The following is a 20839-nucleotide window of genomic DNA, read 5'->3' as shown; positions in this document are numbered from 1 at the left end:
CGAGGCTGAGCCCGGGCTCTTTCGGCCCGGGCAGCTTTGCAAAGTCTATTCGGCTTCGAGCATGCTGCGAGCGAGCCGGCAGAAGTGAGCCGCAATCTTGTGCTTCGGGTATTTGCCGTTCGGGCGATACCAGGAAAGCACCTTGTCACACATGGACCCGATCGCAAGGGCGACCAAACGAACGTCTTTTGGCTCGCGACCAGCGTCGCGCACGACATGCGTACAGACGTCTGTCATGGTGTCGAGGTACTTGCGAAGCATTGATCTTATCGCCTCACGCTGCTCGTGGCTGAGACGATCCAAGGCCGAGGACTCAATCAGTCGATCGTTGGCCTTGGCGATCCGGGCGTGATCAATCTGGTAGAGGACATGTCTCGTTACCATGTTCTCCAGGCGCTCAAGGCCTGAGAGCGTGGGATCGTCGCGTTTGGTAACCGCCGAATGGAAATCTTCGAGAGTGATCGAGATCGCCTCAATGAAGATCTCCTCCTTCGAGCGAAAGTGGTTGTAGAGCGCCGGTGCCTTGATGCCGACTTCACTGGCAAGGTCGCGCATGGATGTTTCATTGAAGCCGTTGGTGCCGAACAGTTCGACCGCTGCTTCGATTAGCCGATCTCGAGTGGTGGAACGCGGAATTCCTCGGGTGGCAGGGCCAGACCTTAGCTCAATGGTCGGTTCAGTGTCGGCCATCGGCCTTCCTCGCTCGCCGTCGGTGTGCACCATGTGATTTACGCCATGTATTAACGCTCGTTTCTACATAGAGCAAACCATCCCAGCATGCCAAAGATTGTTTGTATGCCAAAGAGTTCAGAGTAGGCCCAGAAGTGCCCCGAACCATGCCACGGCAAACTTATCAGTCGAGCGAGCGCCTAAGTTGGAACTGTCAGAAAGCTGACAACGGCACATCGTCAGCGTTTGGGCCAAAAGCTGCGAAGGACAATTTCACGGCCGCCCATAATGCCAGCTGGCCGGAACATCATAACGAGGATCATCGTGAGCCCTAGACCCACTTCCTGAAGTCCAGCAGGCAGGCCCAGGACGGTATGGCCGATTTCGATTCCGGACTCGAGACGCCTGAGAATTTCTGTGACGGCGGTAAGAGCAATCACACCGACAACCGCGCCTGACAGGCTTCCTGAACCGCCGACGATCAGCATCGCCAATGTCAGGAATGTGATTGGCAAGTAAAAGGCATCTACGGTCACAATCCCGAGAAAGCCAGCATGCATGGCGCCGCCGATGCCGACGACGACACCACTGAGGCCGAAGGCGACGGTTCGGACCATCCAGACGTTGATGCCTGACGCCCTGGCTGCGGACTGATCGTCACGGGTGGCTCGAAGCATGAAGCCATGCCGCGATTCCTGATGGAGCCATGCAATGAATATGACCAAGCCGGCCAGGACGGTACCGATGGTTGGTCCCACGAAAACGGGCAAGTTTGCCAGCAGCGCAGTCCCGCCCGTCACGCCGCTCCAGTTCATGTAGAATGCGTATTGCCCGGCCAGGAATGCAAAGGTTGCGATAGAAGCTGCCGTTCCTGACAAGCGCATGAGCACGGCCCCGACCACAATTGCGGCGACCCCGGCAAACACGGCTGCTCCAAGCAGCCCCACGGGCGAGGGAAGCGCTATGTGCTGAAGGAATGCAGGCAGACCCGGAAGGTTCATGGGTTTGAGCATCGGCAAAGTGCAGCAGCTCAACCACACGAAGGCATAGGCGCCTATAGACATGAAGCTTATATGTCCAAAAGACAGAATTCCGGAATTGCCGACAAAGATATAGAGGCCCACGACCAAAACGACGCGAATCATCATTTCGGTCACAGTTTGTGTCATGCCTCCGAACTGGCTCCCGGCCAATGCGATCAGAGCGAGTAGCACGACGAGAAGGACCGGCGTTTCAACCTGCGACCAGGGGATTCTGGTCTCGTTTGAAGGTGCCGAAATCAAGGAGTGGTCCTGAGCTTGCATCTCAGACCCTTTCTTCAAACTGCTTAAGTCGGATAATTCCCGAGGGCCGCACCAGAAGCAGCATGATCACGAACAGAAAGACGAAGGCGTCCCGGAAGGCTCGTATGCCGTCGGGCAGGTAAGCCTGCAGCAGCGACGTAGCAGTGCCGACCAGGAGCCCGCCCAACACAGCGCCTGGCAAGCTTCCCATGCCTCCGATAACGGTCGCGATGAAAGCGAAAATAACGATGTTCACGCCCATCGTAGGAGCGAGCAATCCGGTCTGCACGACGTAAAGCAACGCGACAACACCGGCCAGGAGCCCACTCAAAGCGAAAGACAGGGCAATGACGAAGTCCGCACGCACGCCCAGATAGCGGGCCATCCGGAAATCTTCCGCCGCGGCGCGCATCTGCACGCCATAGGACGTCTTGCGCATGAAAAGAAGGATCCCCAGGAGCAAAAAGAAAGTCACGCCAATTGTCACCGGTTGGAGCAGTGGAATGCGAACGCCTGCCACGTCAACTGCTTGTGTCAGGGACGACCACAATCCGATTGCCTTTGGCCGCGCGCCGTAGATCATCATCAGGAGGTTCTGGATGATGTAGCCGAGGGCGAAGGATACGACCATAAGGTTCTGAGGCGCTGCGTTTCTCAGCCGGCGAAACACCAAGAAATTGGATAACAGCGCTATCGCGATGCCGAATGTCAGAATCGCTATGATCAAGAGGGGCCAGCTCCAACTCCCGATAAAGAGCCTGGCCATGACATCGGCGGAAGGGACGATGAGGGCATAAGCCGACGTCGTGATGAATTCACCATGGGCAAAGTTGATCAACCGCATGATGCCGAACAAGAGGCCAATCCCCAACGCGGCCAGCGCGTAGAGACTGCCCAGGCTTAGCGCATCGATAATCGTCTGAACAAAATATGTCAGTGGTCCGTCTCCCCTGACTCGCGGTCGAAAGTACCCGTTCCGAAATAGGCATCGTGTAGGGCATGGCCCTGTGCCAGATCTGACGGTTGTCCTTTCAACTGCACACGACCATCGCGCAACACTATGATTTCATCCGCGAAGTGCACCACCCGGCGCGAACTCTGTTCATTGACAAGGATGCTCACGCCTTCTTCCTTACGCAGTCGATCTAGAATGGCGTAGACTTCCTCAACGATGCGAGGAGCAAGGCCAAGGCTTGGCTCATCGATCAGCATGAGCTTTGGCCGCGTCATGAGCGCCCGTCCGATGACCAGCATCTGTTGTTCTCCGCCGGAGAGCTTTCCGCCTGCCTGATGCAATCGCTCGCGAAGACGCGGAAAATAGTTCAGAACGAGGTCGAGATCCTTTTCCACGACATGCCGGTCTGCGCGCATGAACGTCCCGATCCGAAGGTTCTCCTCCACGCTCAGACTGGCGAAGACGTGACGGCCCTCGGGCACGAGGGAAAGCCCCGCTCTTGCGATCGTCTCGGGCGTTAGACCTTGGATTGGCTTGCCGTCGAAATGGATGTCTCCCGAGGCAACCGTGACCCCTCCCGCGATTGCGGCGAGAGTGGAGGATTTACCGGCCCCGTTTGGTCCGACAATGGCGACGATTGCCCCGCACGGCACATCAAAGGAGACACCGTGCAGTACCTGAACCCGCCCATAGGCAAGCCGAAGGTCCGTGACGCGAAGAATGTTGCTTTCGTTCATCCTTCGGCCTCTGCCCCAAGGTAGGCGCTGATCACCGCCTTGTTGCTTCGAACCTCCGTTGGAGTGCCTTCGGCAAGTGTTCGCCCGCCGTCCAGCACATGGATTCGGGCGCACAGGCCGAGCACGACGGCAACGTTGTGCTCGATCAACAAAACGCCGCAGCCGTGATCTTTGGGAATTGAACGCACCAGCGCCATGAGGTCTTCGCACTCGTGGTCTGACATGCCAGCGGCGGGTTCGTCCAAGAGCAGGAAGTCCGGCGCATGGATCAAGCCCCGTGCGATGGCAACGCGACGTTCGTCGGTATAAGGAAGTGTGCCTGCTATCTGTCCACCCAGGTGACGAATGCCCATCCAGTCTAGCAGCAATGCAGCCTCGTGTGCGGCGACACGGCGTGAGAGGCCAAGGGCGACCCCGGTCACTTCAACATTTTGCTGGACGGTCATTTCACGGAAAAGCCGTCCGCCCTGGAAGGTTCGTGCGACCCCGGCCTGGCGAAACATTGCTGTCTTCCACCTCGTGGTATCGCGACCGGCAAATGTGACCCGACCCGCCGTCGGTTTCTGGAAGCCGGTGAGGCAATTGACCAATGTGGTCTTGCCGGCACCGTTGGGCCCGATTAGGCCGATAATCTCGCCTTTGGTAATGGACAACGTTACGTCCGAAAGGGCTCGAAGCCCCTCGAAGCTTACCGACACCGCTTCGGTAGCAAGTCTGATCCCGTCAGAGACGCTCATATCGCTCTCCGGACGGAAGTGGCTGTTTCGAAACGCGCCAAGTGCACTCAAGAAGCCCTCCTGAACGCTGCGGTCGCCTCGGCATCGACGCAGAGAGTTTCGTCCGCCATTGACCCGGTCAAGACCACTCCGTAGATGGCTTCCGCACGTTCAAGGGTCTCGTACTGTTCAAGTACGTCCTTGAGCACGAGTGCCGGGTCGCGATCATGGGGCCTGCCATAGCCGCCGCCGGATGTATGGCAGCCCTTCAGTGTTTCGCCCTTTTGCAGACTGATGATGACAAGGCTTGGGAGCAGCTCCTCAGTCCCATCCGGTCGAACGATCCAGTGCGCCGCGTGTGTGCCGTCGCGTCCGCCGCGGACCCCTTTTGGTGGCGTCTCTCCACCGTCGCAGGCCCAGATGAACTGTATCGGCAGTTCCTTCGGCGTCACCGCCATCTCAAGCGCCGCTCCGCCACGGAACTGGCCAGCACCGGCCGTACCGGTCAGCAGCCGAATGCATACGACCTGAAGCGGGTGCTTGAGTTCGTCGATCTCAATGGAATCGCGATACATCAATCCTGCCACGACAGGGATACCATAGGTCGGCCAGCCATCCGCGACCGGGCTGCCGGGTCCCCCTGCGGAACCCAGAACCAACTGGTTGACATAGGGCTCGCCACCGAAGCGATGGTCGTTTCCGGAGACCACGGCGTAACCAAGCCCGACTCCCAGTCCGCCTTCGGCCAACCCCCATTTGGGACTGACCTTGGCAAAGGCGGCTTGTACGGTGTTGATGAGCCTGTCAGCCAGATTGGTGGTCGACACCGAGCAACTGTGTGGGAACTTCGGCTTGCCGATCACTGATCCGTCGCGAAATTGCAAACTGATGCGGCGGAATGATCCAGCATTGCGAGGCACCGAAAAGCTGAGTGAGTTGAACACTCCCGCCACCGCGGCTGCAGACGCGCTGGCAAGGCTCAGGTTTAGGCCTACAGGAACGGAATCGATGTTGTCGCGGAGATCGATATCGACCATCGCTTTGGTTGGATCAATCTCGAGCGAGACCTTGAGTGGCACTCCTTCTGGCAACAGACCCGGCAGCGGGTCGAGCCTTCCTGAATTGGAAAGCCGCGTCGCGGGCATCGACTGTAGCGCCTTCACCATCAACTCCTCGGAATAGTCGAGCCAGTTGGCGATGAAAGCGCGGATTGTCTCCTTGCCATATTTTGCGCAGAGTTCCTTCAGTCGACGTTCGGCGATACGGGCAGAGCCGATGCCGGCAATGAAGTCGCCATGCCACTGGTTGGGAACCCTGATGCGGGCCCGGCACATGCGTACGATATCGTCATTGGTTTTATAGTCGCGCTGGATCCGGACCGCAGGAAAAATCAATGCGCCCTCGGCATACTGGTCCTGGGCGCCAGCCATGTATGTCGTCGGCAAGGCATTGCCGATATCCGCCTGGTGGGCCTTGGCTACCGCCGTGAACATGTGTTCGCCTGCAACGAACACTGGCACAAGAAAGGCGTGATCCGCAGCGTGGCTGTTTCCGGTATAGGGATCATTGTGCAGATAGCAGTCGCCTTCCTGGATATCGCCAGGATGGAATTGCTGCATCGCCGACGTCAGAAGGTCGCTGCCGAAAATGTGGATTGGCAGCCCTTCGGCCGAAGCCAGCAACTGGTTGTCAGCAGTAACGATGGAGCAGCTGAAGTCGCGAGCGCTGTTGATGACGGCCGAACGCGCCGCCCGCAGCATGGTGTTGGTCATCTCGCGGATGATGGCGTCCATCCGGTTTGCGATGATTGCCGTGAGGAATGGATCAAAGGAGGTCTTGTCTTTGGTTCCCATCTCGGCCGCCCTCAAATCTCGAGCAAGTAGTTGCCAGCGGCGCTGAGCGTCACCGACATGCCTGGATATACGACCAATGTTGTGGTCGGCTCCTCAACGATGGCCGGACCGGTTATGCGCATGCCAGGCGCGATACTGCGTGCCTTGTAGATCGGAGTGGCGACTGCCCTGGCATCACCGAAATAGCAATCGCGCCTCGGAACAGGATCCTTGCTGCCTGAAGCCGCATCGACGATGTCGGCATCCGCAATCGGAGCTGGAGGATCGGCCAGCGGAATGCTGAGCCGCGCCTTCCAGTTGATGAACTCGACAGCGCTACCCTCATCGCGGACAGCGAAGACGCGTTCGTGGGTGCGATGAAACTCTTCCTGCAGTTCAGCAACGGACGCGAGGTCCTTGAGATGGCCCGATGGGATCGGCGTATCGAGCTCCCACACCTGCCCCGCATAGCGGGCTTCCGCGATATACTCGATCGCGTGATCGGTCCTGTCATGCGCCAGGCCTTCAGCGAACGCGTGCAACTTTGCAGTCAAGGAATCCAAGACCCGACCAACACCGGCGAGGTCGAAGCCTTCTGTCGACGTGACATGGCTTGCGGTCTCTTCGGCGACGATATTGGCGTACTGCATACCGGCAGCAGAGAGCGCCGAAGCGGTCTTGGGAAGGATGACCCTCTTGCAGCCAAGCTCCTTTGCAATCAGCATGATGTTCATACCGGCAGCGCCACCGCCAGCGACGATAGCGCTTTCACGCGGATCCAGGCCCTCATTGATCGTGATGTCGCCGATGGCGCGGATCATGAGCTCGCTGGCGAGCGTCAGAATGCGGAACGAACATTCCTCACCGGTCAAACCGATGCGCGACGAGATGGTCTCGATGGCGCGACGTGCGGCGGTAACGTCAAGCTGCATGCGGCCGCCAAGAAAGTAGCTCGGATCGAAATAGCCAAGGACGGCGGCAGCATCCGAAACAGTTGGGTGCAGGCCGCCTCGGCCATAGCAGGCCGGGCCAGGCTCCGATCCTGCCGATTGCGGTCCCACATGCATCAGTCCGCCCTCGTCGATCCAGGCGATCGAACCACCGCCGGCGCCGACGGATCGCATGTCAACGGCCGAGATGCCCATCAGATCACCGGTGTATTGCGGGCCAAGCCAGGTCTCGCGGGTAAATGTCAGTTTGCCGTCACGCACCAGGCCGACGTCAAAGGTCGTGCCCCCGGTGTCGCAGACGATGACATTGTCACCGAAGCTCTCCTGGGCGGCATAAGCCCGCGCCGAAATCGGCGCCATCGCTGGGCCCGAACCGATCGTGTAGATGGGCTTGGCGACCATCGCGTCGATGTTGGTGCATCCGCCCGAGGTCGTCGAGACGAGTATTTCGCCTTTGTAGCCGGCATTGCGAAGATCGGATTCGAGTCCCCGCAAATGGCTTTGCATCAACGGCTTGAGCGAGGCATCTATCGCGGTGGCCGAAGCGCGACGATATTCCCGCACGATAGGGATCAGCTCATGGGACAGCGTATAAGGCAGACCGGGTGCAAGCTCATCCAGCAGCTGCCCGAAGCGGCGTTCATGCTCACCATTTGCAACCGACCATAGGAAGCAGACAGCCACCGCCTCGAACTTCTGTGCCACGATCTCGCCGATTACCGCTCGAGCCTGCCCTTCGTCGAAAGGGATGGAGACTGTTGCTTCCGAACTCATACGCTCGCTCACTTCGAAGGTGTGGCGGCGCGCAATGTAAGGGTCGGGATAGGGCGTGCGGAAATCGTGCGGATCGAATTTGCCGGCTTCCTTCAAGACGAGAATGTCTGGGAACCCGGCGGTCGTGACGAAGGCGGTTTTTGCAGTGCGTTTCGTCACGATCGCATTGGTTGCGCGCGTTGTCCCGTAGACGAGCAGACCCGTTTCGGCGAGCAACTGCTCCAACGAAAGAGATAATTCCGCCGCGGCCGCGGCAATTGCCTCCCGCATACCGGAAAAGATCCGGTCGTGGGTGGTCAGCGCCTTGCCGATCACAGGCACACCATCCGTGCCGACGACAACCACGTCAGTGAAAGTCCCGCCCGTATCAAGCGAAATGACGTACGACATAAAGCTCTCTTTCAAACGCATACCGCATGTTGATCAGGCCCCAGCGTCTACTCACGCTGGGGCCTGTCGACCAGAAAGGGAGTCAGTTCTGGCCGAAGAGAACGTCCACAGGCACCGGCTGGGGTAGAGCGTAATTGCTCACAATTTTTACTTTGCCATCCTTGTATTCAAGGATCTGCATCTTCGCATTCTGCTGGATATGGAGCTCTGGAGAAAAACTGCGCGGCCCAATGAAGGTCTGTTCATCGTGCATCGAATTTAGAACCTCCGTCACTTTGGCCGAGTCGGCAGTTCCCGCCTTCTCAACCGCACGTGCCCAAAGGTCGAGGAAAGCGTAGATCGGGTACGCGTAAGTTGTCGCCGGAAGAGTCCCGTAGCGGGCCTTGTAACGCTCGTTGAGTGCCTGAACCTCGGGGCGAGGGTCATCCCCGTGCACGGAAGCGGCGACCGGCACGTAGAAATTGCTCAGGTCAGGGACGGCATCGGTCCAATACGTGCCATCCATCGCGCTCCCCGAGAAGATTGGCACCTTGATACCTGCGGCACGAATCTGGCGGATGGCGCTAGCGCCCCCTGGGGTGAAACTGCATAGCATGATCGCGTCGGGCTGTTCGGCCGACGCGGTGATACGGGTGATCTGCGACTGGATCGAGGGGTCATCGTTCTTGAAGGTATCTTCCCCGACGATCTTCACACCATCCGTCTGCGAAGCCGCCCACCGGAAACCAGAGCAAAGCGACTTGTCGTATTCGGCAACTGTGTCGAGCAGGACATAGGGATGCTTGATGCCTAGATTCTCCGCTGCCCAGTGCATGGCGACCGCACCTTGCACGTGAGCGGCCGCTGAGGTGGTGAAGGAATTCGGACCAACACCCTGCACGCCGGCCTTGGGATCTTCGGCACAAAGGAAAACCGAAATCAGGTTTGCGCGCTGAGCAGCGCCAGCGGCGGGCGAGCCCTGGTCATAGTCGCAAGACACGATGACGATGCCGGCCCCCTGGTCGACCACAGACTGGCCGGCGCGCGCGCCTTCGACCCGATCCGACTTCGTATCGGCCACAACGGTTTTGATCGGCTGGCCCAGCAGGCCACCTGCCTTGTTGCGGTCTTCTATCCACAGCTGGGCCATGTTTCTGCCGTCGCCGTCATAGGCCACCATCCAACCGGACTGCGCGGTCGCAAAGCCAATTGTCACGGGATCGGCCAAGGCCATCGATGATGATGCCGACAGCAAGCTCGCCGCCACGGCGATCCGTCGAATGAGGGCCCGGCGGAATGGTACCGTCTGCTTCTGGACGCAAGGCGTCATAGGTGTTCTCCCTTAATTAACGCTCATTAATAAGATAGAATATCGGGTGGTTGTCAAGCGTGCACACGCAGCACGAAATCGGCAATTGAGTTGATGGTGAAGGGCACGAAATCGCCTCGCCAAAGCAACACGATGGCTCTGCCGGCTGGCGGAAGTCCAGCAATCGTGACGCTGACCAGATTGGGCCAAGCGGGCCGCTATGCCGGCCCTCGGCTTTCGAGGTTCCGGCCGCGATGGGCGCAAATCGCTGGTACCCCGGCTGTTCCCCTCGCCTCCGTCAACGCGCCTAGGCTTCAACTTGCGTGGTAGAGTCAGGCGACGAATGCATCCTGTCAAATTCTGATCGGTGATGGGGCGAGATCAGAGAATTCTATCAGGTCGAACATAATGGCGATTGGAGCCTTTCCCGGCCGCAGGCTGCCTTCGGAGTTAGCGACAGACCGCTATATCTTCGTACCCTCCATGGTCGAGTTCCGCCGCGCCGGTATTGTGCAAATCCCTGGGGCCCATCTAGTGCCCTTTGAGAGCCTATGGCGACAGCGCTTGCCGACCTCACCATTTTTGTCGATATCGTCAGGGCAGGAGCTTCGGCTACCACCAGTCGTGGCTGAAGCATATTTTACAAACGATACCGGGTTGAGACGATGCGCAGGCCGCCCACTATCATTGATGTCGCATCCTTTGCCGGCGTTTCAAAGTCTTCCGTATCCAATGTTTTACAGGGCAAGAAGAGTGTCGACGCCGGCATACGCGAGCGCGTGCTCAAGGCGATTACCGCGTTAGGCTACAGGCCACACGCTGGTGCCCGGTATATGCGCCAGCGATCCAAGGTACTGGGGGTGGTCGTCGACGACCTGACCAATCCTTTTCACGCCGAGTTGGCCACGCACATCGAAGCATATGCCGCCAAGCGGATGCATAGCATTTTGCTGGTCATCACGGGCGCCGTGCCGGAGCGCGAGAGCAGCCGGGTCCGAAACCTGATTGAGCATCGCGTGGCTGGGATGATTTTCCTGTCGGCACCCGGCAGAAAGGCTCTGGGACTCATCGGTCCCGACATTCGCAAGGTCTTCGTCGGCCTTCCAATGGAGCGCGAATTGTCGATTGCCGTTGACGACACTGCAGGCACCCGTCTCGCGGTCGAGCATCTGGCGGCACTCGGACACCGGGAGATCGGCTTCGTGAGTGCCATGCTGGGCGACGACCCCAATGTCGAATCGACCCGCTTTCGGGGTTACCAGGAAGGAATGCGCCTGGCCGGGCTGCCGATCAGGGATACGCATCTCTTGCGCGAGCAAGGCAAGCGTAGGGCGCAGCGCTCGACCTATCTGAACATACTGCAGGATTTTTTGAGCAGGCGGGATCGTCCGACCGCATTGGTCGCCGCACTCGATCGCGTCGCCCTTGAGATCATCTCGGCCGCCGATGCGATCGGGGTTCAAATCCCGCAGAGCCTGTCTCTCGTCGGGTTTGATGATATCGCAATTGCCAGCCACAGCCGCATAGCGCTGACGACAATCGCGCAGCCCATGAATGAACTGGCCAGGCTTGCGGTGGACACTGCCATCGACGGACCGTCGGTGGGTGTCGACGGTGAGCCTGTGACCAGCATCGCCCTTGCGCCTCGCCTGGTCGTGCGTTTCTCCACGGCAAAGCCAACCTAGCAAACGTTAGGTCACATTTTTTATAAATTCCGCTTGACACCACAAACGGTGGGCGGAATAGTCGTGGAACGTTCCACGGCTGATGGGAGCTTTGGGCGGGTAATCGGAAACCAACAAAAAAGATCAAGGGGAAGCCATGAAACCGCAGTCCTCCAATGGGCACGCTATCGCCAACATCGCGCAACCGGATTTGACACGTCGCGGTTTTCTGGCTGGCACAGCTGGTATTGCTTTCGGCATCGGAGCGCTCGGCAGCCTGTCCGCTAGTGCCTCTGAAGACGACGTGGTCGTCCTCGGTTGGACAAGCTACTTGACCCCGGAAATCGTTGCCATCATGAAGAAAGCTGGCCTGAACGTGCGCGGCGTGCCAGCCGCGACCGACCAGGACATGTTCACCAAAGTGAAGGCAGGCGGAGCCGGGTCTTACGACATTGTCTTCGCCAACTGCGGCTTCGCGCCCACATACTACAAAGCCGGCCTGATCGAGGCCTTGAACATTCAGGAAATCCCTGGCTGGGACCAGCTGTGGCCGGTCTTTCGTGAGGACACATCGTTCCCCTATGTGGTGGAGCCGAACAAGCTGATGTTGTTCCCGAACATGTGGGACACGGAAGGCCTCATCTGGAATATCGAACAGTTCAAGCCGTCAGAACCGTACTCCTGGAGCGCGCTTTGGGATCCCAAGCTGCCGCAAGGCAAGGTGATCATGAGGGACGGGCCTGAGGATTTTCTTGCTCTCAGTGGTCTGAGCCTCGGCTTTCCGCGCAATGAAATCTACTCGATGACGGGTGACAAACTCCAGGCGGCGGCGGAGCACCTCGCCAAACTGAAGCCATTCCAAATAGCCCCAAGCGATGAAATCCTGATGGACGCCCTGCGTACCGGCAAAGCGTGGATTGGTGAGACATCCAGCCTCGCCTTGGCAGCACGCCTTAACCGCGCTGCTGGCAAGGAAGTCGTCAAGGCAGTGATCCCTGCTGAAGGCAGTCTCGGCTGGATCGACGGACCCATGCTGGTCAAGGGATCCAAGAACCGAAAGGGGGCGCTGAAATTCATTGAAGTATGGAACAGCGCTGAAATCCAGACCTACCTCTACGCAACATATGGATTTCCCCAGTGCAGCAAGACTGCGACCGAACGAACGCTGGCGAAAGGTGGCGACGGCGCCCAGCAACTTCTCGACCGCGGCGCGGACAAACCCGATGCCACGAAGAAATTGCTGTTCCAGGGACCACCCGACAACCCTGCTGAATGGACACAGGCATACGTTGAGGTCGTTGGGGGCTAACGAGTGTTCGCAATGCCCCACGACATCCCGGCGAACCTTGCCGCAGCGGGATCGGACAAGGTCCGCGAGGCGCCGCGACCGCGCAAGCGGTTGCGGCGCGGATTGGAAAGTCCGCTTCTAAGTCTCCCTGCGGTCGCCGTCATCGTCATCGGTGTCTTTGTGCCGATGGCGGTCCTGGCGGTTTACTCGCTTTGGCCGACGATCGATCAACAGATCGTGCCGGAGTGGACGCTAAGCAACTACGCTCGGTTCTTCGGGGCGGCAGTCTATTGGCGCGTGTTGCTGCTTAGCCTGTTCTTTGCAGGGCTGGCCTCAGCGATAACGGTTTGCGTAACATTCCCCTTCGCCTACTTCGTGGCAACCAAGGTGCCGCCAAACCAGCGGTTGGCATGGGTGCTGTTTGCTGTTTTGCAGTTTTTCACAAGCTACCTCATCAGGGTTTTCGCCTGGATGAATCTTCTGGGCGATACTGGGCTGATCAATCAGGGCCTTATTCAGATTGGGCTGATAAACCAACCGCTATGGATCCTTGGGCTTAACAAGCCAGGGATCATAATTACCTTTGTCTACCTGCTTTTTCCGCTTGCCTTTCTTACCACGTTTATCGCCCTTGAACGGTCCAATCCGACTGTTCTCGAGGCCGCAGCGGATCTTGGCGCCAAGCCTTGGCAAGGGCTGCTGCATGTCACGCTGCCAATTGCCCGGACCGGGATTTTGGGCGGTTTCGTGTTTGGCGCGATCATTATCCTGGGCGACTATGTCACGCCGCAGTTGATCGGAGGCACGGATGGTTACCTCTACTCCAATATCATCCAGCTCCAGTTTGGCTCATCAGTGCAATGGGGACTTGGGTCAGCGCTCGCCCTGATCCTGATGGTCGTCGTGTTCGGCCTGCTGCTGGTGCTTCGATGGGCGACCGGCGGAGCGGCGCAGGTCGGGACCTTTTCGCGTGCGTTCACGCCGACGCGCGCACCTCTGTTGCGGGCCTATTCACTGCTGTTCCTGGGCTTTCTCTACGCGCCGATCGTGCTGCTTTTCATTTTTGCGTTCAATGACAGTCCCAGCATCGGCTTTCCCTTCGTTGGGTTTACCACCCGATGGTTCGCAGCCGTGTTCCAGGATCCTTTGATGATCGAGAGCATGCAAAACAGCCTGATCGTCGCTGTCACCGCGGTCGCGATCAGCCTTGTGCTCGGAACGGTGGCGGCCGTCCAACTTGCTCGTAGCCCGGGACGGTGGCGTCAGGTCAGCATGGCCATTGTCTCAATTCCAATATTCCTGCCGCCGATGCTGCTCGGCCTGGCGATCATCATCGGCCTCAACGCCTTGGGAGTGGAACGCGGACTGTGGACCATCATCGCTGGCCACACAGTCCTTAGCCTGCCAATTGTCACGCTGCTCGTCCTGATCCGGCTGGAAGGGTTGGACCCGAACTTCGAGCTGGCTGCGATGGATCTGGGGGCGACGCCAGCCAAGGCATTCCTTTTGGTGTCGGTACCGCAGGCCCTCCCAGGGATTGTGGCGGCCGCCCTTATTACCTTCGCTCTGTCGATAGACGAATTCATCCTGACCGCTCTCGTTACCGGGGCCGACAGCACGTTGCCTCTGTACATCTTCGGACAGCTTCGCTTCAGCGTAACCCCCGCGATCGTCGCTGTTTCTGTAATGCTGCTGACTGTCTCCTTCATCCTGCTCGTCCTTGGCGCGTTCGTGTCGAACATCGGCCAACGCAAAGGCAATACCAGTGCGGCAGGCCCGTTTTCCCTCGAGCACGCGGCCTAGCCGCTTGCGGCTTGTCCGGATTGCTTCAAGCAAAGAGGAACCGCTTCATGTCTCGTGCCTTGCAATGTTCGGATTTGGCCAAGCGATATCCAGGGCAGCAAGGTCCTGCGCTGGGCGACGACGGGACGGGCGTTTCATTTGAAGTCGAGCGGGGAGAGCTCTTCGCCCTGCTCGGTCCGAGTGGATGCGGCAAGACGACGATCCTGCGTATCATTGGCGGATTCGTCGAGCCCGACCAGGGTTCGATCCTAATCGACGGTCAGGATGTCACCCGCAAGGCGCCCTACCAGCGCCCGACGAATACAGTGTTCCAGAGTTACGCGCTCTTTCCGCATATGCGCCTGGGAGCCAATGTCGCATTTGGCCTGAAGATGGCCGGCCAGAGCCGGAAGGAGCGGGACCGTCGCGCCAGCGAAGTGCTGGATCTCGTCGGCCTCCACGGCATGGAAAGGCGCAAGATCGCAGAGTTGTCTGGCGGTCAGCAGCAGCGGGCGGCATTGGCGCGTGCCTTGGCCACCCGTCCGTCCGTCCTGCTCCTGGACGAGCCGCTAGGCGCACTCGACCTGAAGCTGCGCCGGCAAATGCAGGACGAATTGGTCACGCTGAAGCAGGAAACCGCCACGACCTTCATTCATGTCACGCATGATCAGGAGGAGGCGTGCGCTATCGCTGACCGTATCGCGATCATGGACCGTGGGCGGATCGTGCAGATCGACACCCCAGAAGCACTTTACCGGAGCCCCAGGACCGCGCACGTCGCAAAGTTCATTAACGTCGGTACGGTTGTCGAGGGCAAAGTGCGGCGCTCCGGGAACACGCTGCACCTGGAGGCTCAAGACGTTGCCCTTGAAGGACCGGCGCCCTCATGGCTTACGGGCTGCCCTCGCATGGCAGCGGTTCTTCCGCGCGGACGCGTCGAGATCTCGACGCAAGAGCCTCTGACGGCGGTGAATCAATTGGCGGGCATCATACAACGCTGTGTCTTCACCGGCTCGCAATACGACATCCATGTCCTGACGCGACAAGGATTGAATGTCCAGGTTTCGACTGGAGCTCACACGTTTGTACCCCAGCCCGTCGGCGCTCGAATCTTCATGAGCTGGCGCCCCGAGGATGTTTTGTTCGTGACGGACGAAGATCAGGAGCTGGCGCCAGGAAGTGAGCCATTCGATCCATCAGACAGCATTTAATAAACCAGCCGGGGCAATGTTCGGCACATACCAAGAGGAAGAAATGGGAATTCTGGGTGACAAAGTTGCTCTCGTGACCGGTGCAGGCAACGGGATTGGACGCGCGACGGTCGAGCGGTTTTTGCGCGAAGGCGCGAAGGTGGTGGCACTCGATCGCGTTATCGATCAATCATTGCAAGACCCCCAACTCAGTTGGGTGCAGGGCGACGTGACCAGCAACGACGACCTGGCGCGCGCGATCGAACTGGCGAGGCAGTTCGGGGGTATGGACATCTGTGTCGCGAACGCCGGCGTTGGCCAGATCGAGGAATTCGTGGCGGGCAGTCGCGCGTCTTGGATGCGCGTCATCGACGTCAATCTGATCGGTGTCATGATGACGCTACAGGCCGCGGCCCGGGCGATGATCGAATTTGGCAAGGGCGGGCGACTTCTGGCGACTGCTTCGATTTCCGGCTTGCGCGGCGAAGCCCACACCCCTTCGACTGCATACGCAGCCAGCAAGGGTGCTGTCATGGCGTTGATGCGAGCGCTTAGCGTTGAACTCGCAGACTATGGGATCACCGCCAACGCGGTTGCGCCGGGCCAGATTGACACCGAGATGAATGCCTCCGACCTTGAGGTCGTGAGCAAGCGTCTGGGTCGCAAGGCCAGCGACGTTCGAGCCGACTTCCTCAAGAATGCGGTACCCCTGCATCGGATGGGCATTCCTGCGGAAGTGGCAGGGTTGTTCACGTACCTCGCTTCGAACGAGGCAGCCTTCGTTACAGGAGCGACATTCCGGATCGATGGCGGCGAGCTGGCAATCTGAGAACGCACAAGACAAAGTCAGCTCGATGTGCGCAGCGACCTTTTCCTTTTCTAGGGCATCGGCGGCTTGGTGAGCGCTCCGCGTCCATATTCCGATCGCGCTCGCTAATCAGTCGTCGCGACCATGTCTATTCGTTTACCGGCTCGCCCGCGAGCCTAGGCTCATGAGGCGTGCTGTCGGAAGGGAGAAGTCTAGTTGAACCGATGATGACGGCTCCGTCGACCGCTCGGTGGGGGCCAAGATGCGTTCTCAATATGGTTTGACACCGCACCAGGTCTGTGTTTAGGTTTGAAAAAATGGATCTCAATTCCGAATTTCGGAATTATTGACCAGAACTCGGTTAGACGCGCCAAGGACTTGAGGAGGACGGTAATGGGAGCTCGAACCACACGGGAAATTGCGGAGTTCGTCGTAGCCACCGGGTTGAAGGATGTTCCGGCTGAAGTTGTCGACTACGCCAAGCTCCTGGGGCTCAGCCACGTCGGGATGAACGTGGCAGGAACACGAATGAAGGTCGGGCAAACCGTGATCCGATATGTGCAAGCGAAAGGCGGTGTGGCCGACGCGGGCATCTTTGGAACCGGAATTCGAGCACCGGTTGAATACGCAACGCTTGCCAATGCCAACGCTGCTCACGCAACTGAACTCGAAGACGACAGCTTTCCCGAGACGATGTATTCCTGCGGACATTGGCCGCCCGTGCTTGCTTTGTCAGAAAAGCTCGGCTTGTCGGGCGCCCAGCTGCTCGAGGCATTGATCCTGGGCTACGAGGTCGCTGCCCGCCTCGGGCTGGCCTTTGATCGGGGCATGAAAAAGGGGTGGGCCAGTTGGGCGGCACTCGGAACGATTGGAAACGCCGTCGCGGCTTGCAAGCTGATGGGGCTTGATGTCGAACAGACAACCAATGCGATCAGCCTTGCGGCTTCTCAGTCAGCGGGGATCCTCAAACAGACCGGGAGCGGCGCCCACATTGTGGAGGCTGGCTTTGCCGGTCGAAACGGCATCTGCGCAGCTGAACTCGCATCGATGGGCTATACCGGACAACCAGATATTCTGGAGGGCTCGCACGGCTTCGGTCATCTGTGGGCCGACACCCCAACATTCGACCTCAAACTTGGAGATGGGTATCGAATCTATGCCGTTGGCATCAAGAAATATCCTTGTTGCTTCTTCAAGCATCGAAACATGGACGGTCTCCTTGAGTTAATCCGGGAACACAAAATCTCCTGGGACGATGTGGCAAATGTCGATCATGGCATCAATGTCACGCACGCTCAGATCCTCAAGTACAACCAGCCGATAAGTGCCGAGCAGGCGCGTTTCAGTCTGCCTCATTGTACTGTCGCTTGTTTCTTCGATGAAATTGTATTTCTCAGCAGCTTCTCCGATGAGAAGGCCGTCGACTCCAAATGGCGTGAGGCGCGCAAGAAAGTCAGCGTGACAGTTCACGAAGACTGGCCGAAGGGCGGGGTCGAAGCGTTCGATAGTCCGATCACCGTCACCATGAAGAATGGCACGGTATACTCGAAGCTTTGCCACGACTCTCCCGGTGAGCCGGAAAATAGTCGCTTCGGCGCGAGCGAAGTGCTGGCCAAATTCGGGAAGTGTATGGATTTTGCGGAAGTCTTCTCCGATCGCGAGATCAGGGAGATCGAGTCGTTGACGATAGGCCTCGACGAGGTGAAGGACGTTTCCAAGCTGGCGTCGCTTCTGACTTTCCCGCAGCGGGCGCACCCGCCCTGAGCCGAACTGCATGGGCTTTGAGCCAATGGAATCTGGCGTGACGCGAAGGCAGGTGCGGAATCGATGCTGAACCGAGTCGAGATAACCAACCAATTGAATTTGATCAGGCCGGGTCTCCTACGAGAAGCTGCCTATATCGCCGGAGAATGGCTGTCGGCAAACGGGCAGGGCATTGCCGTAACCGATCCATTTGACGGTAGCGTGCTGGGCTATGTCCCCGATCTGGACCGTACTCACGCTCGTGCGGCGATTGACAAGGCGTTCGAGGTTCAGAAGGAGTGGGCTGCTCGCACCGCAAAGGAGCGTTCTCGCATTCTCAGAAGATGGTTTGATCTTGTTGTCGCCAATGCCGACGACCTGGCGAAAATTCTGACGGCCGAGCAAGGCAAGCCCATTGCCGAAGCCAAAGGTGAGGTCCTGGGAAATGCTGGATATCTCGAATGGTTTTCAGAAGAGGCAAAGCGCATAGAAGGCGACGTCTTGCCAGGCTCTTCAGCCAACCAACGCATCGTGGTGTTGAAGCAGCCGGTCGGCGTCTGCGCGGCCATCACCCCATGGAACTTTCCGAATGGCATGATTACGCGCAAGGCTGGCCCGGCGCTGGCTGCTGGCTGCACGATCATCCTCAAGCCGGCAGCCCAGACGCCGTTTTCGGCTATTGCGCTTGCGGTGCTCGCCGAGGAGGCGGGGGTGCCGAAGGGGGCTTTTTCGGTCATCACCGGCAACGCACGGCCGATAGGAGAAGAGTTTTGCGATAATCCCAAGGTCGCAAAGATCACCTTCACAGGCTCGACGGCGGTGGGGCGCTGGCTGATGTCGCGTGCCGGCAACAGCATCAAGCGGCTCTCGCTGGAACTCGGCGGAAACTCGCCCTTCATCGTCTTCGAGGACGCCAATCTCGACCGGGCCGTCAGTGGGGTAATGGACTCGAAGTTTCGCAATAGCGGCCAGACCTGCGTCTGCGCCAACCGGATTTTCGTGCAGGAGAGCGTCGCCGAAACCTTTATCGAAAAGATGCGCGAGGCTGTCGGTGGCCTTTGCCTCGGCCGAGGCACCGCCAGCGGTGTAACTCAGGGACCTCTGATTGACGAGAATGCCGTCATCAAGGTCGAACAACATGTTTCCGACGCCCTCGAGAAAGGTGCGCGCCTTATCCGCGGCGGGAAGCGTTCTCTTCTGGGAGGCACGTTCTACGAGCCGACTGTGCTCGCGGACGTCAATGGTTCGATGCTCGTTACGAAGGAAGAGACTTTTGGGCCGCTGGCCCCGGTCATCACCTTCAAAGACGAGGCCGACGTCATCGCCATGGCCAACGATACCGAGTACGGTCTCGCATCTTACTTCTTTTCTCGCGACATCGGGCGGATCTGGCGTGTTGCCGAAGCGCTCCAATGCGGGATCGTCGGCGTAAATACAGGTATCGTCTCGAATGAGCTGGCACCGTTTGGCGGGGTTAAGCAGTCCGGACTTGGTCGCGAGGGATCAAAGTACGGCATTAGCGAATTCCTCAATCTCAAATACGTTTGCATTGGCGACGTATAGGTCTCCGCAAAAAGACGGAGCACCAAGCTCGATCAAACCGCTTGGCGAAAGGAAGCAACGCCGCTGCTATCAAAAGCCCTAAGGGATGCAGTGTACGGCTCCCGGTCACGGTTGCGAAGCGGACCCATTTGGGTGTGCCTGCATGGCGGAAACCCTGAACTTATCGATTCAGGAGAAGATGGTGGAGTACAGGACACTCGGACGTTCTGGACTGAAAGTCTCAAGCCTTGCCATGGGCACACTGTCCTTTGGAGGCGTGCACAGCGCGACAGAAGCAAGACGCCTTGTCGATGTGTGCCTAGCCGGAGGTATCAATGTCTTCGACACCGCAAACATGTATTGGGAAGGCAGGTCGGAAGAGATCCTTGGCGAGGTCCTGCAGGATCGAAGGGAATCGGTCCTGGTCTCATCGAAAGCGCGACTGCGGGTCGGAGACGGCCCCAATGACGAAGGTGCTTCACGATACCATCTCATCCGCGAGTGTGAGCGAAGCCTGAAGCGACTGCGCACAGACCGCATTGATATCTATCTGATGCACGAGTGGGATGGGCTCACACCGATAGATGAAATGCTCGAGGCCTTGGATGCGCTCGTGCGTCAAGGCAAGGTTCGCTACGTCGGCTGCTCGAATTATTCGGGTTGGCATATCATGAAAACACTTCATGTGGCCGAGCTACGGAATTACCCAAGATTCGCTACCCAGCAGATTCATTACTCACTAGAAGCTCGGGAGGCTGAATACGAACTCTTGCCGATCTCGGTCGACCAAGGTGTTGGGATCATGGTGTGGAGCCCGCTCTCATCAGGGTTATTGTCCGGCTTGTTCAGCCGCGAAAATCCACCGGGAACTCTTGCTCGAGATGCCGAATGGAGTGGTTTGCCCATACGCGATGAAGATCGCCTCTGGAAGATCGTCGATGTGATCGGCGGCATCGCTAGTGAGCGTGGCCTGTCCATGGCGCACGTCGCACTTGCCTGGGTCCTTGGTCGCCCTGGCGTGAGTTCCGTGGTGGTTGGGGGGCTAACGGAACAGCACTTTCAAGACAATATGGCAGCGGTGGATGTTCGCCTGACCGGCGAAGAGCTCGCACGTCTCAATGACGTCAGTCGTCTTCCCTTCTACTACCCGTATTGGCACCAGCGGAAACATGCAGCGGATCGTCTAAGTCACGCTGACTGGGCACTGCATGCCAACTACTAACGCCGT

At 58.6% G+C, this 20839-nt stretch carries 16 protein-coding genes; 8 read left to right on the top strand and 8 right to left on the bottom strand.

All coding sequences use genetic code 11. From position 1 onward, the window contains the following. Window positions 1–45: 45 nt before the first annotated feature. The 8 genes from AC1DYO_RS03900 to AC1DYO_RS03865 all read right to left on the bottom strand — a co-directional run bounded on the left by AC1DYO_RS03900 (window position 46) and on the right by AC1DYO_RS03865 (window position 9615). Window positions 46–690: a TetR/AcrR family transcriptional regulator gene (locus tag AC1DYO_RS03900; RefSeq protein WP_477260485.1), complete on the bottom strand. Its 645-nt coding sequence runs from the start codon at window positions 688–690 to the stop codon at window positions 46–48. Window positions 691–908: 218 nt separating this feature from the next. Then, window positions 909–1973 (bottom strand): branched-chain amino acid ABC transporter permease, encoded by a 1065-nt coding sequence (locus AC1DYO_RS03895; protein ID WP_477260483.1) that lies wholly within the window; start codon window positions 1971–1973, stop codon window positions 909–911. A gap of 1 nt (window position 1974) precedes the next feature. Continuing rightward, a complete protein-coding gene (locus AC1DYO_RS03890; RefSeq protein WP_477260547.1) occupies window positions 1975–2865 on the bottom strand; it encodes a branched-chain amino acid ABC transporter permease in 891 nt (296 codons plus the stop codon). A 20-nt stretch (window positions 2866–2885) separates the two neighbouring features. After that, entirely contained in the window at window positions 2886–3644 is a 759-nt protein-coding gene (locus tag AC1DYO_RS03885) for an ABC transporter ATP-binding protein (protein WP_477260481.1), read from the bottom strand. Next, on the bottom strand, window positions 3641–4432 hold the full coding sequence (locus AC1DYO_RS03880; protein WP_477260479.1) for an ABC transporter ATP-binding protein: 792 nt from the start codon (window positions 4430–4432) through the stop codon (window positions 3641–3643). Before AC1DYO_RS03880 ends, AC1DYO_RS03885 begins: the two co-directional genes overlap by 4 nt. Then, window positions 4429–6213 carry a hydantoinase B/oxoprolinase family protein gene (locus AC1DYO_RS03875; RefSeq protein ID WP_477260477.1) on the bottom strand — a complete coding sequence of 595 codons (1785 nt, stop codon included), beginning with the start codon at window positions 6211–6213 and terminating at the stop codon, window positions 4429–4431. The genes AC1DYO_RS03880 and AC1DYO_RS03875 overlap by 4 nt, the downstream gene beginning before the upstream one ends. Window positions 6214–6224: 11 nt before the next feature. Then, window positions 6225–8306 carry a hydantoinase/oxoprolinase family protein gene (locus AC1DYO_RS03870; protein ID WP_477260475.1) on the bottom strand — a complete coding sequence of 694 codons (2082 nt, stop codon included), beginning with the start codon at window positions 8304–8306 and terminating at the stop codon, window positions 6225–6227. A gap of 82 nt (window positions 8307–8388) precedes the next feature. Next, window positions 8389–9615: an ABC transporter substrate-binding protein gene (locus AC1DYO_RS03865; RefSeq protein ID WP_477260473.1), complete on the bottom strand. Its 1227-nt coding sequence runs from the start codon at window positions 9613–9615 to the stop codon at window positions 8389–8391. 644 nt (window positions 9616–10259) lie between these two features. On the opposite strand from AC1DYO_RS03865, the gene AC1DYO_RS03860 reads away from it, so the two are divergent. The 8 genes from AC1DYO_RS03860 to AC1DYO_RS03825 all read left to right on the top strand — a co-directional run bounded on the left by AC1DYO_RS03860 (window position 10260) and on the right by AC1DYO_RS03825 (window position 20833). Beyond that, on the top strand, window positions 10260–11279 hold the full coding sequence (locus AC1DYO_RS03860; protein ID WP_477260471.1) for a LacI family DNA-binding transcriptional regulator: 1020 nt from the start codon (window positions 10260–10262) through the stop codon (window positions 11277–11279). 136 nt (window positions 11280–11415) lie between these two features. Continuing rightward, the gene (locus tag AC1DYO_RS03855) at window positions 11416–12567 is read left to right on the top strand and encodes an ABC transporter substrate-binding protein (RefSeq protein WP_477260469.1); all 1152 of its coding nucleotides are present in this window, start codon (window positions 11416–11418) and stop codon (window positions 12565–12567) included. Window positions 12568–12579: 12 nt separating this feature from the next. After that, the gene (locus AC1DYO_RS03850) at window positions 12580–14349 is read left to right on the top strand and encodes an ABC transporter permease subunit (RefSeq protein WP_477260467.1); all 1770 of its coding nucleotides are present in this window, start codon (window positions 12580–12582) and stop codon (window positions 14347–14349) included. Window positions 14350–14396: 47 nt separating this feature from the next. Beyond that, window positions 14397–15539 carry an ABC transporter ATP-binding protein gene (locus tag AC1DYO_RS03845; RefSeq protein WP_477260465.1) on the top strand — a complete coding sequence of 381 codons (1143 nt, stop codon included), beginning with the start codon at window positions 14397–14399 and terminating at the stop codon, window positions 15537–15539. Continuing rightward, complete coding sequence (locus tag AC1DYO_RS03840; RefSeq protein ID WP_477260463.1) at window positions 15508–16347, top strand: SDR family NAD(P)-dependent oxidoreductase; 840 nt, start codon at window positions 15508–15510, stop codon at window positions 16345–16347. The genes AC1DYO_RS03845 and AC1DYO_RS03840 overlap by 32 nt, the downstream gene beginning before the upstream one ends. 372 nt (window positions 16348–16719) lie before the next feature. Further along, complete coding sequence (locus AC1DYO_RS03835; RefSeq protein WP_477260461.1) at window positions 16720–18090, top strand: MmgE/PrpD family protein; 1371 nt, start codon at window positions 16720–16722, stop codon at window positions 18088–18090. A 63-nt stretch (window positions 18091–18153) separates the two neighbouring features. Beyond that, window positions 18154–19632 (top strand): NAD-dependent succinate-semialdehyde dehydrogenase, encoded by a 1479-nt coding sequence (locus tag AC1DYO_RS03830; protein WP_477260459.1) that lies wholly within the window; start codon window positions 18154–18156, stop codon window positions 19630–19632. Between the two features lie 181 nt (window positions 19633–19813). Next, complete coding sequence (locus tag AC1DYO_RS03825) at window positions 19814–20833, top strand: aldo/keto reductase (protein ID WP_477260545.1); 1020 nt, start codon at window positions 19814–19816, stop codon at window positions 20831–20833. Window positions 20834–20839: the final 6 nt, after the last annotated feature.

This window comes from Mesorhizobium sp. P2_F5, assembly GCF_056403715.1.
This window is presented reverse-complemented; position numbering and strand designations above follow the sequence as displayed.